Raw genomic sequence first — 18871 nt, 5'->3', positions numbered from 1 at the left:
CAAGGGGACATTAGGCATCACATGGCCCGGTAGCAGCAGATAGATGGCCAAATGATCGTCGTCTTCCGCCAACGTCAATACCAGCTCATCGTTGACAGCAAACGTTGTTATGGTTTGCCCGGCATCCGGAGTGGGTAGTCCAAGGTGAGTAAAGAGTGCGGTGACGAGCGAGTGATACATAGCCAAGCCTTGCTCAAAGGAGAACGACACTCTATTTGGCCGCCAGGCTGTTGCTTACTAGCTGTCGTCGTATTTTTTTAGCACATGGGCGCTAATGCATGGCCTACCGCTGAACAAGAGGGACCCGCTCTCCTCTCATTCGGGTTGGTCTGAATCCTAAAAAAGAGAGGCTATCTCTGACAAATTGCTTCTGGGTAAAGGCGTAAGTTGAAGGTCTTTCTCCCCATTGCCAACTGGGTGATTACATGAAGGCAGCACCCCACAGTCCCAACATCAGCCAGCTCCCCCCGTCTCAATCCAGGCCGCAACAGCCGACGGTCATCACTCTGGGTAACAACAGACTGCGCCTTCTTGATACCGGAAATCGTGAGTTTGAACGAGGGATCCGCCGCGACATAACTCACCGCCAGAGTAAAGAACTGAAGGCTGTCATTCAGGCAGTACGTAATTATCAGGCCCAGAAAACACCTTCGCTGCCCGCATTGGCGAAAATCGATAACGCGTTGCAGTTTTGGCTCAAGTCAGGAAGGAACCGATCCCGTCAGCAGGATCCGGTACTTCAACGACTGGTGAATGACATCGCCTCTCGACGTCAAGCGTTCAGCCAAGGAGGGCAGGCCCCATCCTTTCAACGGGCATGGGTCTGTAATGAGCAGGGGCGAATTAATCAACCCATTGAGAGTAATCATCATATTCGTCAATGGATAGGGGAACTCACTCACTTACGGCAACAGGGGGCTCATGATCTGTTCAAACGAGAACTGCAGAGTGGACTCGACCTGATGTTCGGCGTAAGTGAAACGATGACAGCCTGCCGTCTAGAGCGTGCTCCCACCCAAGAGGAAGTCGCCGGTAGTCATGAGTGGAAGGCATTCTGTGGCGCACTGCGCCTGCAATTACCAACTCTTGGGGCGCTGCAGCCACAAGCCACAGCCGAAGAGAACGGTCGTGACATTCTGATAGCCCACAGCCACCTCCTGGAGATGGGCCACCTCAAGGAAGTGCTAGCTCTGAGTCTGGCCCAGAAGGTGAAGCAGCAGGGTGAGATTGGGCTACTAAGGACCGAATTACTGACAGCGCTGGTGGATGGACTGGACGCCCCCTATCAGGCCTTGGCTGAAGAGAAAAAATTACTCTGGCAAGGAGAAAGCAAGCAAAAGATGAGCTATGAGCTCGGTGTACGAGCTGAGCTCAAGCGTCCTCTTGATGTTGCCAGTCACGAGATCAAGCCCGGACAGCCTGTCAGTCAGAAGGAGTTCATCGATATAGGGCTAATCAACGCCAGCGTGTTGGTTGAAGCATTTGCCAAAATCGAGATCGGTAAATGGGAAGCTCGCAGCCAGAGCCCTATTGGCGAGTTTTCCACAAAAGCGACCCTGGTCCAGGAGAACATGGCCGGAGCCAAGGCCGAAGCGATGATCGGTAAAGTCGAAGGGTCACTAGCGTTCAACTCCGCCCCCCGGATCCTCAACGAAACTGAGGGTGAGCGCTATAAGCCTGGCCCTCACGATGTGAGCCTGCTGCGCATCGGTGCCAGCGCCGAGCTGGTCAGCAAGCTTGGGCTGTCAGTCGAGGGCAGTTGGACTGTCGGCAACCTGCTTAATGCCAAACTCGAAGGCGCTGCCGAGGTTGGCGTCAACGCCAAACTGGGGGCAGAAGCCGCACTGATGATGACCCCAGCGGGACCGATGGCCCGCGTGACAGCTAACGCCTCGGCTTTCGCCGGCCTGAAAGCAGAAGGGAGCGCTCAGCTCAACTTGTTCAAGAGCCAATACGCCAATGCATACAGCCTATCGGCCAAGGTTCGCGCTGCCGCTAATCTGGGCGTTGGTGCCACAGCAGGTGCAACAGCAGCTATAGGCTCGGCAGGCGTCAAACTACATACGACCCTCGGTGTGACCCTGGGTGTTGGCACCGAGGTGGGCTGGGAGGGCAGCGTCAATGCGATGGCCACCAAGGCCTATGCATTGGAATTAGCTGCACGTGCCATGAGCAGATTTGACCAAAGCAAGGGGCAATATCTTGACAACCGAGCGATGGCGATCGGCATAGAGAGCCGCCTCTATGAACTGGCCCAACGGATGGATAGCAGGATTGCGACCCTTGCCAGCGAGCTGGATGAGCTGCAGTTGGCTGTCAGTGACAACCGGCTTCGCCTCCAGGAGAGTCCAATCGATCCGCATACGACGGCTGGTCGTAGTGCCATGGCTCAAGCTATTGATGATGCTTTCGGCCAGGAGCGGGTCGATGAGAATGGGCTCATTACTTTTCCTGAGCGAGCAAGCGAGCGTAATGACAAACTCGAACTCACTGCCCGCCTGCTACAAAATCACGCCATAAAAGTCTGACTGTTGACACTGACAGCAACATGACTGACGTGATGTTCTATGGAATACCCAGGCGATCACGCCAGATTCATTGCGAACGGGAATACGTATTCACGATGCAAGCTTTCCGTTCTTTCTCAAGCCCTTTGATCACACCATTTGGGCCTAGCGCTGACAATTGCTGATTGCCACCACCGACCGAAACTGGCTTTACTACGAGGTGCTTTGAAGCATTAGCGATATCGGCACACTCGCCAAACAGGCCATCAGCCTTTGCCCTCCAAGCACTATGAAAAGCCGCATCAGCCTTTTCATTCTTTGATTGCAGGATCTAGTCCCGTAACGAGGAATTGGTTACACAGAAATTGAAAAGGTGATCTCCCATCTCTTCTAGGGTGCGTGCATTCCAGGTTCGGCCGGCCTCTCGAAATAGCTTCAAGGCGATATCACGCGGGCACTGAAACACGGGGATCACAGGACTGATTGTCACTTTCTTACCTTGACGGTCGGGAAGGTGAAATAGGCGCTCCTCTACGTCCTCGGCCCCGGCATTTTGACGGCCAGGGCTTGAGGGTGCATCTGAGCGTTTTACTACTTCTCGTCGACGATCAGATCAACGTGCTTTCCCTGTGCCCTGTGAGCGTGGTAACCCGTGATAGCCGTGCTGATAGCGAAGGCAATCACAGCGCCAATCAGCACGTCACCCACGGGTTGAACCTTCGCGAATATCGCCCAAAATACCAGCGCGCTCATTGTCGCAATCCCCTGGTTGATGGTCAGCTTAATCACCACAGCTACTCTGGTTGCTTCGTGTTCGTATTTCACGAGTTATGGGTCCTCAATAATCAGCCCAGGGATAAACATCACCCTGGGCGTCGCGAAGTAGCTCATATACACGTTTGTAATCCACTTCCTCATCAGCCCCGACGAAGTAGAAGCCGTTTTCGCACTTGACCCAGGTGTCGCCCACGACCCACAACACGGATTCAGGTATGGCAAGCACCATCTGCATCACAGGGACAAGCATCAAAGGGTGATTGCCATACGGCGCAGGGATAGCCATTCTCGCTTTCCCCTGAAGTGCGTGACCGCGCGGTTCGGCTGGTGTTTGATACCGGGAGTCAGCACGGCTCCCGATGGCAGGCGATCGTATCGATTGCGGCGAAGATCGGCTGACCGGCGAGATGAGGTGCTTCGGCCCATCGGAAGCTTCCCGCCTGCGGAGGCCGAAGCAAACCACTGCACCGCTCTGGAAACTCCAGCCATAACCCCCGTCACGAAGAGCAATCAGCCCCCGGCAAAACCGGCGCGTTCATCACCCGTTGGTGAACAGAATCTGCTGCACGAGGGTCGTATACTTGCCAATATCGATCACCGTCTGCCGGTTTCTGACCGTATCATAGGTATGATATTCATCCATCAAGGACAGGCAACGTCGGGCCACGCGCATATCCCTGAGAAGCGCCAGGGTCGGGTAGAGTTCCATGTGATCGATCACGTCCCAATTGATGGCGGGTTTCAATGATTCCGTCCAAGCATCATAGGTGTTCGCGGTGACGGATCCGCCAATCTTGGTCAGGGACGTATTCTTGTACTTGCTGGTATTCGATTCCGATTCCTCATGGCCTTCGCTATGGGTGTAGTCCGAGCCACCACCAAAGCCCTTGATGGCCAACTTGAAGCCGACCGAGAAGTCCTTTTCCTCCGACCGGGATTCCGTGTATTCCGATACCTCGGCGGTTTCCTCGCTGACCAGCATGCCGCCCAGGGTGAAGGCCCGAGCCACATAGTAGCCGCGGCTGTTCAAGGTTTCGATCAAGTTGACATAGGCGTCGATTTCGTAGCTTGGCGAGATGGCCTTGGCGATGGCGCTTTCGAAATCGGAAACCAGGACGAGGTTCGCGCGCTCTTGGGAGAGGGCGACCTTATTCACCATGTACTTGCCAAGCAGGTACTGTTTTACTTTTTTCGATGTCGTCGTATGGGATTGGGCATAGGAGAAGTCGGTCTGGCCTCCGCCGATGGGGGTCGTCACCGATACCGAGCTTTTGTCGGAAGTGGTCTGGGCCAAGGTGTTCCCCACCTCGGAAAAGGTGGAGATGACGCGGTTCTCGCTCATGTAGGTGGGCTTGGCCGACGCGGGGAGCTGGTTGGCGTTCCATGAGGCGATACAGGGCTTGAAGGTCCGATAAAACCCCTTGTCTTCCGCCGCCGTGATGCCCCGATAGATTTCAATCTCGTTGAAGAGGGCCAGCTTTTGGCTGGTGGTGAGATGATTGTAACGGTCCACCGTGTTGTCCGGATCCTCCAGGCCCGTCGACGCCACGCCAATCATGAGCGTGCCGGAGCCATCGGCGCCGACCAAGGCCGACAAGCGCACGTCGTCTTCGTCGTCCCGATCGACCGGGGCGCCGCGGAGAAGAAAATCATCGGCGGAGGTCATAAGCCCTTTGCCGGTCAGAACCTCGCGGGTTGCCGTTAATGAGGCGTCCAGATCCAGGGCCACGTTGCGACGTTGACCATCGGTGCGTTCGACTAAAACAAGTGTAGTTGCCATATGTCTTATTCCTTTTTTATGTGTATCTTTAAAGTGGATAATCCAATTACCCTAGAGGTGGTGAGTATCGTGGTGGGCGGTGGGGCGCGTTCATCTCATTTGACATGAGGTGAGGTGATCGCTTTCAATCCACGGCCCAAGGACCGGGCGCGTTCAGGACATTAATGACCTTGTCAGCGGATTCCTTGTCCTTGAAGACGAAGAAGTAAAAGACAACCGCGCCAATGACTTTCTGGTTGGGGTCATCTTGTTGGAGAAGCTCCATCAAGCCGAAAGTTTGGTCTGATTGGGGGCCGCGCGAGGGGGCGCCCGTCTCGATGGTATCGCCCGGTACGTAGATATTCCCGGTCGGGTCTCCTGGAGTGAATCGCTCGTTCGCCGCCACGCTCTTGAGATTTAGGCTCGCGCCCTGAAGAGCCATCGATCGGGGAGCGGTGGGCGCGGGCGCTTCCATGTTACTGGTATAGGTTTTGCCATTTTCTTTATAACTGGTAAGACGCCATGTTTTCACCGTAATTTTTTGGTAATATACAACTTCCTGCGTTGGTATGTTTAGTGATGCCGTACTTTCAATTTGGATAGAATTCTTAGAGTCTTGATAGCGTCTCAGGGTACTGAAGGATTTTTGATTGGGGTTGTCCCCATATGTAACGTAGAGGGAACTGCAGATAGTGTCCTTTTCGCTGCTCACCGAATAACCAAAGCCAGCCGCGCCCCAGGAACTGATTTCGAAGTTCACCACGGAGCCTTTCTCGCAGATGACAACCCGATCGTAGAAGGCGTTGCTCTGCTCGTTGGTCGGTTGAACATCCCTCAGCATGATGGGATCGAATTTTCCCTGGTTGGCGGTTATGGCCTTGCTGTCACTCTTATTCAGAGTGATCCGAACCCCGGCGTTCCGGTTGTAGAGCCAATCCGTCTGGGTGCCAAAAAGGTCGGTCTTGCCTCCGGCCACCAAGCCCATTTGCACGATGGTGTTGGTGTTTGTCGTGGGATCGGGAAAGGCAATGCTTGAAATGGGCTTGCGGGCCTCCACGGAGCGATCGTTCAGGATGGTTTTTTGTTCAGTGAACTCATTGTAATATATGAAGTTGTAATCATCCGCCGCCGCCCCGATCTTGTTTCGAAGCACGGAAAGGGAGTCTGCGGGGAGGGCATCAACAATACGTTTGTGACCGCTCAAATAGACGGAGTACTGTGACATGGGATATTGCTTCCTGGTTTCATGATTGTACCGCCGCAAATCATGCGGCGGCATTTTTGTTTACGGCAGTGCGGGGAGCGTCAATTTACAACCTTGCAAGGGGGGGTTGCCGTAATGTACTTCGCGCAAGCCTGAGGCACCTTGCCACGAAGGTTAGCCTTCGCAACGTTCTTTGCTTGTGTACACGCGTTGTGATCTGTACCGGGAGCCTGTCCAGTATCAGTGACTCCTCGGTAACTGGAGGGACAATCGCCTGTAGCTTGCGACGACACGATAGCCGTCCCAATACTATAGCCACGTGCTCTGCTTACATCGGCCTCTTCCGCGTGACTGGTAGCGATTGATCCGAACATAACTATTGCTGCGACCAGTACTTTAGTGTTCAACATATACGTTCCCTCGTATTTTAATTAATCTATAGGTATTGCTTTTCTATATCAGCAATATTTATTTCTTCGCTCTTGTTGCCCTCCTTATAAAATTTACCAATTTTTGTTTTCCAAACATTTTTATCATCACATCCATACCAACGGCACAAATCTCAACTTCAACCCCATTGAGCGCAGGCCATAAACCACTCTTTTTTTTCACAAAAACTCAAGTTAAACAGCACCTTTTAAATACTATTTAGGGATGGTCTGAAGTAGTCACGCTTTTCTGGCTGACTTCAGCCTCCGCTGATTTTGAAAACGGCGAATCGACCAAAACGATCAGATCATCCGCGTATTTCTGCGCTTTTAGCCGCCGCGAGCACCTCGCAACGGTCATTTCCCACATTACAGGCGCACCTCTCCTGTACTCGTCAGTAAATGTCGGCGTGCCATCCACAGATTCGACAGCGCGAATAGCGTCACCAGTTGCGCGGTGTTTTTGGCCAGGCCACGGAAGCGCGTTTTCACAAAACCGAACTGGCGCTTGACCACCCGAAACGGGTGCTCGACTTTGGCGCGCACCTGGGCCTTGGCCTTCTCGATCTTGCGCTTGGCTTTGTATAGAGCGCTACGCTTACCCAGCTTTTTGTAAGTACTGCGGCGTGCCGCGATCTGCCAGATCACCTCGCGCCCATCATGCTCGGTACGTTTCTCGACGCCGGTATAACCGGCATCGGCGCAGACCACGTTCTCCGCACCGTGCAGCAATTTGTCCACCTGAGTGACATCCGCCACGTTGGCGGCTGTGCCCACCACGCGGTGCACCAGACCTGACTCGTCATCCACACCGATGTGCGCTTTCATGCCGAAATAGTACTGGTTGCCCTTCTTGGTTTGGTGCATTTCTGGATCGCGTTTACCGTCCTTGTTCTTGGTCGAGCTGGGCGCATTGATCAGCGTGGCATCGACAATGGTGCCTTGGCGCAACGACAACCCTCGGTCACCCAGATAGCCATTGATCACGGCCAGGATGCCGGCAGCCAGCTCGTGTTTCTCCAGCAGTCGGCGGAAGTTGAGGATGGTGGTTTCGTCGGGAATACGCTCCAGATTCAGCCCGGCGAACTGCCGCAGGATGGTGGTCTCGTACAGCGCTTCCTCCATCGCTGGATCGCTGTAACCGAACCAGTTCTGCATCAAATGTACACGCAGCATCGTCATCAACGGATAAGCCGGACGACCGCCTTCACCCTTCGGGTAGAACGGCTCGATCAGTTTGATCAAGCCGTTCCACGGCACCACCTGATCCATGTCGATCAAGAACAACTCTTTGCGGGTCTGCTTACGCTTGCCTGCGTACTCGGCGTCAGCGAAGGTCATCTGTTTCATCGGAAAGCTCGGCGGGTGGAGTCCCGGTATTTTGCCAAAATCAGGAAGTCTTCTTCAGAGTTTCCTTAGCAGCACTGCTGGAAACAGAATACTCTTGTTTCACGAGACATTTATTGATCTAGCTCATGCAATGATAAGCGGCTCCTTTCAAGTTAAATTAGGCGCGCCTACGTCATTATCTTGCTGAAACATCAAGTAACAATACAACATTGTTTAGAACAACAATCCGCCCAACGCTGCTGGCTCCCAATTCATGATTACCAGCTCGCCACTGACTTCAGCCTTCCCCTGCCGCTGGTTAGTGGTGGTGTAACGGATGTCTAAGGTTTCGAAGTGGGAGCCTTCAAACACGCGCCGGATGTCCGGGTGATCGTTGATGCTGACCATCACCCTGCCTTTACAGCGGCGCATGAAGTCGGCCATTCGTTCGTAGTTCTCGAATGGAAAGTCCACGCCGTACCCGGCGGTCTGCCAGTAAGGCGGATCCATGTAGTGGAAGGTATGGGCGCGGTCGGTAAGCGTATGGGGAATACGCCTTGCGTAGATCAGCCAGGCATCCATTGATGCGGCAGTAGATGCTCGATCTCACTGGCTTTCTGCGTCGGCAATCGCGTCAGTACATCCTTGAGATACGCGTACGGATCATGCCCGTTCATGCGTGCCGACTGGATCAAACTCATGATCGCTGCCGCTCGTTTGCCACTGCGCAGAGACCCTGCGAACAACCAATTGGAGCGCCCAAGCGCCCATGGCCTGATCGTGTTCTCCACCGGGTTGTTGTCGATGGGCACGGCACCATCATCCAGGTAGCGCGTCAGCGCTACCCAGCGTTTCAAGCTGTAATCCAGAGCCTTGGTCGTGGCCGAGCCCTCGGGCACGAGGTCGCGCTGAGCCAGCATCCACTCATGTAATTTCTGTGCAATGGGCACCGCTATTTCTTGGCGTAATCGCCATCGTTCTTCATCACTTATGTCTTTGGCCTGCCGTTCAACTTCGTACAGCCCGCCGATTGAGTGCAGCGCTTGCTCGGCCAACTGGCTTTTGTTCGTCACATGCAGGTCGAAGAACTTACGGCGGGCATGCGCCATGCAGCCGATTTCGGTGATGCCCAGCTCGAAGCTGGCCTTGTAACCCGCGAAGTCATCACAGACCAGCTTGCCGTTCCACGTGCCAAGGAAGTTCCGTGCATGTTCGCCAGCACGGCTGGGGCTGAAGTCGTAGACAACGGCCTTCAGTGCCGAGAACGGCGTGGTGCAATAAGCCCAGACATAAGCTCGGTGCGTTTTCTTCTCGCCGGGCGCCAGCATCTGCACCGGCGTTTCATCGGCATGCACGACTCGCTGAGCCAGCACCGCTTCGCGCAGTGCATCCACCAGCGGTTGTAGCTGTACGCCAGTTTGGCCCACCCACTGAGCCAGCGTTGAACGCGGGATCGCCAGGCCTGCACGGCCAAAGATCTTTTCTTGCCGGTACAGCGGCAGATGATCAGCGAATTTGGCCACCATCACATGCGCCAGCAGGCCTGCGGTCGGGATGCCCTTGTCGATCACCTGGGCCGGCACCGGTGCTTGGATCAGTGTTTCGCACTGGCGGCAGGCCCACTTTCCACGTACATGCTGCTCAACGGTAAACACGCCCGGCGTGTAATCCAGCTTCTCGCTGACGTCTTCGCCGATGCGCTGAAGCTGACACCCGCAGACACACTGGGTGTTCTCTGGCTCGTGACGAATGACGGTACGTGGGAACTGCGGCGGCAGCGGCGCGCGCTTGGGTTTTTGGCGGGTTTCGTCCGACGTTGGGGCGGGACGAAGCGCGTTCAGTTCTGCCTCGATAGCCTCAAGGTCAGTGGTGAGCAGGTCATCGAGCAAGTTGCCTTGCGCCAGGCTGATCTGTTCGCTGCGCTTGGCGAACTTGTGCCGCTTGAGGATGGCAATCTCGTGAGAGAGCTGCTCGATGATCGTCTCGTCACGATGGATTTTTCGGCCCATGGTGTCGACCTTCGACAGCAACTGCGCAGCGAGTGCGCGCAGTTGTTCGGGTGTCATTTGGTCGAGATTGGGAGAGGAAGTCATGCCGTGGATTTTACCAAAGCGATCCACCTGCCACAGCTGAAAAGCAAGGCTAAATCATTGTGATTGCGCCGTTAGCGCCAACTCGCTGCCATGGCAAACCGAGCACCAGCGCTTGAAGTTGTTCAGCGTCGAGCCCGACTTCCAAACCGCGATGAGTGCCAGGCCAGTGAAACTTGCCTTGGTTCAAACGCCGTGCGGCAAGCCAGATGCCCACGCCATCGTGCACCAGCACCTTCATCCGGTTGGCCCGGCGGTTGGCGAACAGATAAGCGCAGTGCGGCTTCGCCGCACCGAACACGGCGACCACGCGGGCCAACGCAGTTTCGGTGCCGGCGCGCATGTCCATGGGCTCAGTGGCGAGCCAGATGGCGTCGATGCGTATCATTGCGAGAGGCTGCGGATAAAACGTGCGCAGCCGTCCGGGTCGGTGATGGGCCATTTGACCGTGATGGCTTTGTCGCCCAGCGGCAGTGCGATCACCACCGCTTCATCAGCGTGCCGTTTAGGCATTGGTTGCAGCGGTACAAACGCGGGAAGTGGCGCGACAGGTTTATCACGGTAAATCGGCAGCCACTTGCGAATCACGTTGGCATTGATGCCGTGGCTGATGGCGACGCTGGAAACTGAGGCACCGGGTTTCAGGCATTCCTGCACAACCTGGGCCTTGAAGGGTTTGGGATAGGAGCTTCGTTGGCGCATGGAAATCCTGGCGATAAGGGTGATCGCGTCCGCTTAAAAATAGGCGGACACCATCGCCCTTAATTCCGGATTTCTGAAGGTGTGTTCGCTGGCCGCTTACCGAGATAATCGATTACGGCCTCTTGGAACGCCTCTGGCAACGCCACAACTGACTCCCCGTGAAATCCAACGAGATCTTTGATGTCCGTATTTGGCCTACAAAAAGGCCATCTTCTTCACTGTATTCAATTCGGGCGGTGTAGCCGCTGTAATACATTGTGTTCACGAGATGACTCCTGTTTGCTCATTGAAAATCACGTACGCCACAGGCAAATGAAAACGAGCCTGTTTGGCACGGCTATCAGAATATCGAGTGACTCTGGCCGAAGTTGTAGGCAAAATCCGCGAGTTGCGTACGTAAGCACGACTTAGGTGCTTTTCGCAGGCAAGCGCCTTGCTAGCCTTCAATTCGACGGAATATTCTCCAGACGTCGCTGCATATTCAGCGATCGGGCTTGGAAACCCGTCGAGTCACGCAACAGCGCCCCCTCACGTGCGGCAGCGTATTTTTACGACTGCACACTTGTGTTATGGCGGCTGTGCGTGGGACGCCTTTAGGGCGTGCCGGTCTCCTTGACTCCCGGTTTCCAACCTGCGTACAGCTGCCACCCATTCGCTTGGAAACGAAAGTGGTAGCTCCCTATGTCAAGGAGTTAGACCATGCACACAATCGCGTCAATAAACGTCCCGCCTCACCGCCAATGCGGCACCTCGCTCTTCCTTCAACGCCTCTCCACTTGCGGAGGTGGTCAATGATCGAAGAAGTCGAAGAAAAAACCATCGGCTACACCCCCTTCATCTACTGCGGCGACAATCCGCTGTTCCACGTCAGCGCTGGCGTTCCGGTTAAAGATGCGCTGTCTCTAGCCTCGGATCTGCTTTGCCTGGCTAAATCGCTCACCGAAGACGCGGCTTTCGCGAAAGACACTGATCGGTACGCCTGGGCTGCGCACTTTCTGACGGCAATGGGCAAGGCTGTGATCGATGATGTGGTGAAAGCCGTCTCGCCTCGCCCTAAACCAACGATTGTGAAAGCCACAACGTAGCGGCTATCTCATTTGCGATTTTGGGTACTTGAATGGTGGTTGGGCGCGCTGCTTATTGGCGCCCTTCCCCCAAAGACATGAAAAAACCCGACGCTGGGCCGGGTTTCCTTTGGTGTTTTCATATAAATCCAAACAATCGCCGACGTAGGGGTCTTTCGTACCGGCCTCATAGGTCACGGCTTGTGGATAAGCGCCTGCGATATACGGCTTATGTATCCGCGATCCGCCTCGGACATCGCCCTATACCACGTAAGAAGATTCCACTCTTCTTGGGTTAACTCGGAGATTTCGCACATGGGTTGTTCCGTGCGTATGTTCTCGTTTTCATCTTGATCCAAATGCCCACTACTCCATTAAGTGCATTGCAGGGGCAACGTTACTCATGACCGTGGAAAATCAAAACGAAATCCGTCGTAACGAATGTTCTAAATGTCGACGAGTTATTTCTTGGCACCGGAAAGGTGGGTGACTTCGGCCATCGCACCCACGATGCGATGCACAGCTTTTTGGTCATAGTCAGACAAGCTTCGGAACTGTTGGAGGAGTTGATCCTCCGTAGCATTCAAGCTGTTGGCAGATGCCGGTAAACGCCCACCGGTCAAGACGTAGAGCACGTCCACGCCTGCTTTGGCCACGGCTGTGAGGTAGGCGGAATCAGGGTTACGTTCGCCCTTCTCATAGCTGCCCTGGGTATTGCGAGTGATGCCGCCCTGCTGTGCAAAGGCATCCTGGTTGAGCCCCAAGCGCGTCCTTTCTTCGCGCAAACGCTCACCCACTCCAACGTCCAAGTCTTCCGGAGATGCACAACTTTTCAAGCTTTCATCCTTTACAGGCCCAACTATTTGGGCATAATGAAGTCAAACCAACACGAATGCACACGAATGGACACTATGCCCGCCCCACTCACAACCGAGCAAGCCCGAGCGGAACTTGATCGGAAAGGCATCAGCCTTGCCGAGTTTTGCCGTCGCAACGACCTGAACAGCAATTTGGTCAGCGACTTGCTTAACGGCCGCAAAAAAGGACTTCGCGGCAAAGCACACAACGCCGCGGTGTTGCTGGGTATCAAGCTCGGCACGATCAGCGCCGGAGACTGAGCTACACCATCGTTCATTAACGCAAGGATGCCGCCATTGAGCACTTACAAACTCGTTTGCCCCCATTGCCATTCTCGGATGCGAATACGCACCAGTGAAGGCACTCATATTTTTCTGCGTATCGCTTATCTGCAATGCCTCAATGAAGCTTGCGGCTGGTCCGTTCGGGCTGAGTTTGAGATGACGCATGAGATGAGCCCCAGCGGCATGGCAAACCCTGCCGTGCAACTCCCCCTGGCCTGTGTGGCGTTGCGTCGAGCAGCCATGCAGCCCGATGACAATCAGATGTCGTTGATTCCGCTTCAAGGAATGGAGGCCGCACAATGAACACTATCCATTTTGCCTCCGACTACCGAACCTGCATGCAGGACGCGGCTCACGCTTACCTGTTGCGGCATCGCGCGGAATACTTGGCTGACTCAGATCGTTTATTCAGTAGCGCTGAGCGCCATTTGATCGTTGGCCTGGAAGTGCCCGCCAGCCTTGCAGCGAAGCTGGTGCATTTGGCCTGGACTGACATGCAATGCGCCAAGCATCCAGTTAGCACAGTCGGCGTCGGCAACACGCTCTAAGCACCCACCCCTTTTAAACAACCGGCATTCCCGCTTTGCGGGATGACGGATGCGCTTTGCCTAAAATTCGAGGTTTTCATGGAAGATAACGTCAGCATCAATAGCAAACTGACTCGCGTTGAAACAGAACTCCTGCTCGACGCCATACGCTCGCAGTACTCGGAGCAGTTCCAGACGCACTGGTACGAAGAGCGTTTCAGCTCGATCCCCATTGATCAGCGCCACGATGCGTTGCTTGCGGCAATCCCAATGATGTCGGGTCTGCGGCATTTGATTGTGGCGCTCTCCCACGGGCTCGGGAGGAAGTTTCACCGGTGAGCGCGTTTGCCAGCAACTTGCATGCTGACGTGCTGCTGCGTCTCAAGGATGACTATGGGCTCCAGCGCCGCTTGAGCACCGATTATCTGCGAGGCGGCAAATGCCCCGCGTGCGGAAAAAAGGAACTCTACACGCGCTATTCAGAGCCTTGGCTGCTCATCTGCGGACGAGAAAGCAAGTGCGCGCAACGGTGGCACCTCAAGGATATCTACGAAGACCTGTTCGATGATTGGAGCAAGCGTGCGCCCTCCTCTGAGCAATTCCCGTTGGCAACCGCTCGGGCTTACCTTGAGTTTGCCCGAGGCTTTCGGTTTGAACTGATTCAGGGCTGGTTCTCTCAGGAAACGTATTTCTCTGAGGCGTTGAACGCCGGCAGTGCCACGGTGCGGTTCACGTTGGAAAAGGGAGGTTACTGGGAGCGCCTGATCGATCGGCCGCATCGCTTCGGCAAGATGAAAGCGCGCTTCAAGTCCGGCGACAGTCCGCGTGGTGCCTGGTGGTGCCCGCCCTCTATCGAGCTGCTGGAGGTCAAAGAGCTGTGGATTGTCGAGGGCATTTTCGACGCGATCGCTCTGGTGCATAACGGCATTGCGGCAGTGTCCGCGATGTCGTCCAACGCTTTCCCCGAGAATTCATTAAAAGAACTCGCACGCCAGCGCGGCGGCAAGCTGCCCAAGCTGGTTTGGGCACTGGACAATGAACCCGGCGCGCACAAATACACCAAGCGCTGGGTGCGCCAGGCACGCGCCCTGGGTTACGAATGTGAAGCGGCGCAGATCCCGCAGACGGACAGCCGCAAGGTCGACTGGAACGATCTGCATCAGCGCTGGGCTTTCATCGATGACGAAAATCAGCGTACCGAGCAGCTCAAAAAAGACGTGGCCATCGCCCGCTATTACGGCTCCTTGCTGATCGCGGAAAGCGCCTCAGAGAAAGGCGCATTGATGTACGACTGGCGCGAGCGCCATGAATTTCACTTCGGCTTCGACAGCCGTTTGTACTGGTTCAAGATGGACTTGGAGAAGTTCAGCCGGGCGATGCATACGCTGGAAAACTCCGACCTTCATGAAGATCAGCTTCTCAGCGAAGGCCAGCGCCGGCAAAAAGCCCTGCGGCAATGTGGTGGTGTCGTAGAGATCGCCAACTGTTACCCGCAGGCCCTGTATTTTCAACGCAACGAAGTCACCGACGAATCCTGGTACTACTTTCGCGTCGACTTCCCTCACGACAGTGGCAGCGTCAAAAACACTTTCACCGGCGGCCAGGTTGCCGCCGCCAGTGAGTTCAAAAAACGGCTGCTGGGGATGGCAGCCGGCGCGGTGTTCACCGGTAGCAGCAAGCAGCTCGACAAGATCATGAAGGATCAACTGTTCGGCTTGAAGACCGTCGAGACAATCGACTTCGTCGGCTACAGCAAACTCCACAGTTGCTATGTGTTTGGTGACCTCGCGGTGCGTGGCGGCATCGTCAGCCTGGTGAACAAGGAAGACTTTTTCGAGTTCGGCAAGCTTCGGCTCAAGACCCTGCAGAAGTCGATCACCATGCACATTCAGCGCGACGCGAAGCAGTACCGCACCGACTGGTTGCCGATGCTGTGGCTGTGCTTCGGCGCCAAGGGAATTGTCGCCCTCGCCTTCTGGTTTGGCTCGCTGTTCGCCGAGCAGATCCGTGCGAAGTGCAAGTCGTTTCCCTTCCTTGAGGTCACCGGTGAGGCCGGCGCTGGCAAGACCACGTTGCTGACTTTTTTGTGGAAACTGCTCGGCCGCGAACATGAGGGTTTTGATCCGTCGAAATCGACCCGGGCCGGGCGTCAGCGAGCGATGGGCCAAGTCTCCAACATGCCGGTGGTGCTGATCGAGGGCGACCGGAATGAACCAGACAAAACGCACGCCAAAGGCTTCGACTGGGACGAGCTGAAGGACTTTTACGGCGGCGGCACGCTCGGCACCAAGGGCATGAAAACCAGCGGGAACGAGACTTATGAGCCGCCGTTTCGCGGTGCGATTGCGATCAGTCAGAACGCCGATGTCAGCGCTTCCGAAGCGATCCTCACGCGGATCATCAAATCGCATTTTGCGCGGCCGTCGGTAACGACTGAGAGTCGCGCGGCCGCTGACAATTTGAATCTGATTCCAGTTGAACAGTTGAGCCACTTTTTGCTGCTGGCCGTGCGCGCTGAGGCGCAGGTAATGACGCGGTTCTCCGAGCGCGTGCTTGTTCACGAACAGCAGTTACGCGAACTCAAAGACATTCGCGTCGAACGGATTATCAAGAACCACAGCCAGTTGATGGCTCTGGTGGATTGCCTGCTTCTGGTGTGCCCGCTCGATGAAAAGCAGGTTGCCACGACACACCAGGCGCTGATGAGCATGGCGCTGGAGCGACAAGCCGCGATCAGCGCTGACCACCCGCTAGTTGCCGAGTTTTGGGAGGTATTCGAATACCTCGAAAGTCTCGGCGAAGGCCCGCAGGTCAATCACAGCATCGACCCGAAACTCATTGCGATCAATCTCAACGAGTTCGCCGAACTGGCCAGCGTGCATCGGCAGAACCTGGGCGACCTCAAGACATTGCGCGGACTGTTGGTGAATAGCCGCAGCCGTAAGTGGCTGGAAACCAACAAGCCGATTTACAGCGCGGTGCGTGCTGCGCAAGCCGCCAGCCATGCGATGCCCAAAAAGACCACGACGGTGCGCTGCTGGATTTTTCAGCGCGCCTAACCCCCTGCAATCAAAGGATCACCCGGTGCTACAGCGCTGGGATGTGCTCAATGGAGAAACACAATGCAGACAACGGATTTATGGCTTTCGCCCGCCTCGAGGGTGAAGCGACATTTCAGCTTACACACCTGCTCTTTCGACGTTGATGGAAGGGGGTTATGAAAAGGAGAAAAGCGTTCCCCTGGAGTCTGGATTTGAACGGTGTTTGTGATCAGTGCGGAAAGTCACGGGCGCATGGTGACCATCAGCGGTGCAGCAAGGCGCGACAGTTGGCGGCGGCACAGCGTGGAATTGAGGAGGCTCGGACGGGAAAGCCCTCGGCTCGGATACGGAGCGCTGGGTTGTATTGGTTGTTGCGTCAGGACTGAGTCAAACGCAGCTACGGGCCTTGGCATTTTGGAACGCCGAGGAATTTTCGATCAGCACAGGAGGTGCATATGGCGCATGGGGTAGAAGCCCGTGGCAATTCGGTACGGGTTTATTTTCGCTTTAACGGCAAGCGGCACAGGGAGCTTCTGCCGGGTGGAAATACTGCGGCCAACCGGGAGCAAGCAGCGCGCCTGGTCAATATCATTGAATACGAGATTCAGGCGGGTACCTTCGACTACAGCCGGCACTTTCCCAACTCGGCCAGCCTCGTTGAAAACACCTTCGGCCACTACCTGGATCTGTGGTTGAAGATCAAAAGCAACAGCGTTGCTGCGACGTCTTATCGAGGTTATGCCAACAAGGCTGAGGTGCATGTCAGGCCGAGGTGGGGCAAGGTTCAGGTCGACAAGATCGATCATCTGGATTTGCAGGAATGGGTACAAGACACGCTGTCGAAGCGGCTGAAGAACAAGACCATTCGGGACATCATTTGCAATGTGCGGCAGGTGTTTCGGCTTTACCGGACTCGCAAGAAGGTTGCGCATGATCCGACTGAGGGTTTGTTTGTGCGCTTGCCAGATCCTGAGGCGCCGGATCCGTTTACTAGGGCGGAGATCAAACAGATCCTTGAGACGCCGACACATCGGACGCAAGAGCTGCTGATGATTCAGTTCATGATTTGGGCGGGGCCTCGGGTATCGGAAACGATTGCGCTGGCTTGGGAGGATGTTGATTTGCAGAATGGAACAGTGACGTTTCGTCGGTCAAAGGTGCGAGGGGCTTACCGCGTGACGAAAACCCGGCGCTCAACTCGAAAAGTGAGACTTCTTGCACCCGCGTGGGATGCGCTACGCAAGATCGATGCAATGAATCCGGCGAAGAAGACGCAGACCGTAGACATCGTTGAGCGGGACAACAAGACGGTGCGGCAACACACGCTGCACTTTGTTTTTCTGAACAGCAAAAGTGGGCTACCGCATGTTAGTGACTTTGTTGTGCGGGATAGGTTTTTCAAAGCTCATTTGAATACAGCTGGGGTTCGTTATCGGGGGCCTGGGCAGTGCCGGCATACTTATGCCAGTCAGTTGCTGACCACGGGCGTGGCGTCGATTGACTGGATTGCCGAGCAGATGGGGCATACCAACGGGAACATGATCCGCCAGCATTATGGGACGTGGATTAATGAGGATGGGCCGGATGTGGTGGGGATGTTACAACTGGCCTTGAAACTGTCACCGGCTAAAGCTCCACACTGAATTCAATCAGACCCACGCTTTCGGCAAAACGTCCCACGACGGTCAAGCTGGCCCAAGTGCGCAGTGACTCACGTCGCGAGCGCACCGGCACCCTCCGTGCGCCGCTGCCGCCCAGGCGAATCGATAGGCCCCAGTCGGACCAGCCGTTGTCCTGGCCACCAGGCATTCGCGCACCGCGTGTTGTTCGACCAGGGCGCGCAACAAATCTTCGTGAATACCTTCGCCGATCACTGTTCGTGCTCCTGACGCCTCGCCGTGGCCGCTGCCTCGAAGGTCTTATACAAACCTTCGATACTGGCCGCGTTCAGCACCTTGACCGTCTCCAGGCCCAGCACGAAACCTTCGGCATGATCACTGGCGCGAAACAGTTCGTCAGCCGTGTGTGCCAGTTCAATTTGGTGCAGCAGTTTCAGGGTTTGCACCTCCACTGCGTTCGGCAGTTTCAGTGCCGCCAATGCATCAGTCATGCGTACTCCCACGTCCAGAGATCAACCAGATATCGAGGGATATAGTAGACCAGCCCTTGGGGGGACCGGCTTCCACGACCACAAAAAAAGGCCCCCACACCTGGACCAGGTGTGGGGGCCGATTGAACCTAGGCTGGAATTATGGGAATTCCAGAATCCTCGAAAATGTGCGTTTCACTGGTTGTCACAAT

At 55.4% G+C, this 18871-nt stretch carries 18 protein-coding genes and 3 pseudogenes; 8 read left to right on the top strand and 13 right to left on the bottom strand.

Annotated elements, in window-relative coordinates:
• Positions 1-425: 425 nt before the first annotated feature.
• Complete coding sequence (locus ATI02_RS29210; protein ID WP_202864027.1) at positions 426-2528, top strand: hypothetical protein; 2103 nt, start codon at positions 426-428, stop codon at positions 2526-2528.
• A 570-nt stretch (positions 2529-3098) separates the two neighbouring features.
• Here the strand turns inward: ATI02_RS29210 and ATI02_RS29205 are convergent.
• The 10 genes and pseudogenes from ATI02_RS29205 to ATI02_RS32970 all read right to left on the bottom strand — a co-directional run.
• On the bottom strand, positions 3099-3332 hold the full coding sequence (locus tag ATI02_RS29205; protein ID WP_095191445.1) for a hypothetical protein: 234 nt from the start codon (positions 3330-3332) through the stop codon (positions 3099-3101).
• A 13-nt stretch (positions 3333-3345) separates the two neighbouring features.
• Positions 3346-3570 (bottom strand): hypothetical protein, encoded by a 225-nt coding sequence (locus tag ATI02_RS29200; protein ID WP_095191446.1) that lies wholly within the window; start codon positions 3568-3570, stop codon positions 3346-3348.
• A gap of 252 nt (positions 3571-3822) precedes the next feature.
• Positions 3823-5064: an MAC/perforin domain-containing protein gene (locus ATI02_RS29195; RefSeq protein WP_100848083.1), complete on the bottom strand. Its 1242-nt coding sequence runs from the start codon at positions 5062-5064 to the stop codon at positions 3823-3825.
• 124 nt (positions 5065-5188) lie between these two features.
• Complete coding sequence (locus ATI02_RS29190; RefSeq protein ID WP_095191448.1) at positions 5189-6268, bottom strand: hypothetical protein; 1080 nt, start codon at positions 6266-6268, stop codon at positions 5189-5191.
• 776 nt (positions 6269-7044) lie between these two features.
• On the bottom strand, positions 7045-8025 hold the full coding sequence (locus tag ATI02_RS29185; protein ID WP_100845114.1) for an IS5 family transposase: 981 nt from the start codon (positions 8023-8025) through the stop codon (positions 7045-7047).
• Positions 8026-8238: 213 nt separating this feature from the next.
• A pseudogene (locus tag ATI02_RS29180) lies at positions 8239-8577 on the bottom strand (DNA adenine methylase); the annotation flags it as partial.
• Positions 8571-10097, bottom strand: a complete 1527-nt coding sequence (gene tnpC, locus ATI02_RS29175) for an IS66 family transposase (protein WP_095188477.1) — start codon at positions 10095-10097, stop codon at positions 8571-8573. The pseudogene ATI02_RS29180 and the gene tnpC, both read right to left, overlap by 7 nt.
• Before the next feature lie 49 nt (positions 10098-10146).
• Positions 10147-10482 (bottom strand): IS66 family insertion sequence element accessory protein TnpB, encoded by a 336-nt coding sequence (gene tnpB / locus ATI02_RS32975; RefSeq protein ID WP_157815118.1) that lies wholly within the window; start codon positions 10480-10482, stop codon positions 10147-10149.
• Positions 10479-10796, bottom strand: a complete 318-nt coding sequence (gene tnpA / locus ATI02_RS29165) for an IS66-like element accessory protein TnpA (protein WP_095188479.1) — start codon at positions 10794-10796, stop codon at positions 10479-10481. Before tnpA ends, tnpB begins: the two co-directional genes overlap by 4 nt.
• A 101-nt stretch (positions 10797-10897) precedes the next feature.
• A pseudogene (locus ATI02_RS32970) lies at positions 10898-11061 on the bottom strand (toxin-antitoxin system HicB family antitoxin); the annotation flags it as partial.
• Positions 11062-11587: 526 nt separating this feature from the next.
• Between ATI02_RS32970 and ATI02_RS29155 the strand changes: the two are divergent.
• Positions 11588-11881, top strand: a complete 294-nt coding sequence (locus tag ATI02_RS29155; protein ID WP_100848082.1) for a DUF3077 domain-containing protein — start codon at positions 11588-11590, stop codon at positions 11879-11881.
• 440 nt (positions 11882-12321) lie between these two features.
• Here the strand turns inward: ATI02_RS29155 and ATI02_RS29150 are convergent, their stop codons facing one another.
• Entirely contained in the window at positions 12322-12696 is a 375-nt protein-coding gene (locus ATI02_RS29150) for a helix-turn-helix domain-containing protein (protein WP_164747901.1), read from the bottom strand.
• A gap of 75 nt (positions 12697-12771) precedes the next feature.
• Between ATI02_RS29150 and ATI02_RS29145 the strand changes: the two genes are divergently transcribed.
• From ATI02_RS29145 to ATI02_RS29115, 6 genes are all read left to right on the top strand, one after another.
• Entirely contained in the window at positions 12772-12978 is a 207-nt protein-coding gene (locus ATI02_RS29145) for a BcepMu_gp16 family phage-derived protein (RefSeq protein WP_100848081.1), read from the top strand.
• Positions 12979-13014: 36 nt separating this feature from the next.
• On the top strand, positions 13015-13305 hold the full coding sequence (locus ATI02_RS29140; RefSeq protein ID WP_100848080.1) for an Ogr/Delta-like zinc finger protein: 291 nt from the start codon (positions 13015-13017) through the stop codon (positions 13303-13305).
• Positions 13302-13550: a hypothetical protein gene (locus ATI02_RS29135; RefSeq protein ID WP_100848079.1), complete on the top strand. Its 249-nt coding sequence runs from the start codon at positions 13302-13304 to the stop codon at positions 13548-13550. Before ATI02_RS29140 ends, ATI02_RS29135 begins: the two co-directional genes overlap by 4 nt.
• 78 nt (positions 13551-13628) lie before the next feature.
• Positions 13629-13868: a hypothetical protein gene (locus ATI02_RS29130; protein ID WP_100848525.1), complete on the top strand. Its 240-nt coding sequence runs from the start codon at positions 13629-13631 to the stop codon at positions 13866-13868.
• Positions 13865-16588, top strand: coding sequence for a toprim domain-containing protein (locus tag ATI02_RS29125; protein WP_192886590.1), 2724 nt, complete (start codon positions 13865-13867; stop codon positions 16586-16588). Before ATI02_RS29130 ends, ATI02_RS29125 begins: the two co-directional genes overlap by 4 nt.
• Before the next feature lie 437 nt (positions 16589-17025).
• The gene (locus ATI02_RS29115) at positions 17026-18213 is read left to right on the top strand and encodes an Arm DNA-binding domain-containing protein (protein WP_100848077.1); all 1188 of its coding nucleotides are present in this window, start codon (positions 17026-17028) and stop codon (positions 18211-18213) included.
• Here ATI02_RS29115 and ATI02_RS32965 read toward each other — a convergent pair.
• Both ATI02_RS32965 and ATI02_RS29105 read right to left on the bottom strand, forming a co-directional pair.
• Positions 18197-18444, bottom strand: a pseudogene (locus ATI02_RS32965) (hypothetical protein). The gene ATI02_RS29115 and the pseudogene ATI02_RS32965 overlap by 17 nt on opposite strands.
• Positions 18441-18680, bottom strand: coding sequence for a hypothetical protein (locus ATI02_RS29105; protein ID WP_100848076.1), 240 nt, complete (start codon positions 18678-18680; stop codon positions 18441-18443). The pseudogene ATI02_RS32965 and the gene ATI02_RS29105 overlap by 4 nt, the downstream one beginning before the upstream one ends.
• Between the last annotated feature and the right edge of the window lie 191 nt (positions 18681-18871).

It is taken from the genome of Pseudomonas baetica (genome assembly GCF_002813455.1).
Lineage (GTDB): Bacteria > Pseudomonadota > Gammaproteobacteria > Pseudomonadales > Pseudomonadaceae > Aquipseudomonas > Aquipseudomonas baetica.
Note: the sequence above shows the minus strand (reverse complement) of the source record. Positions and strands in the feature narration are given on the sequence as shown.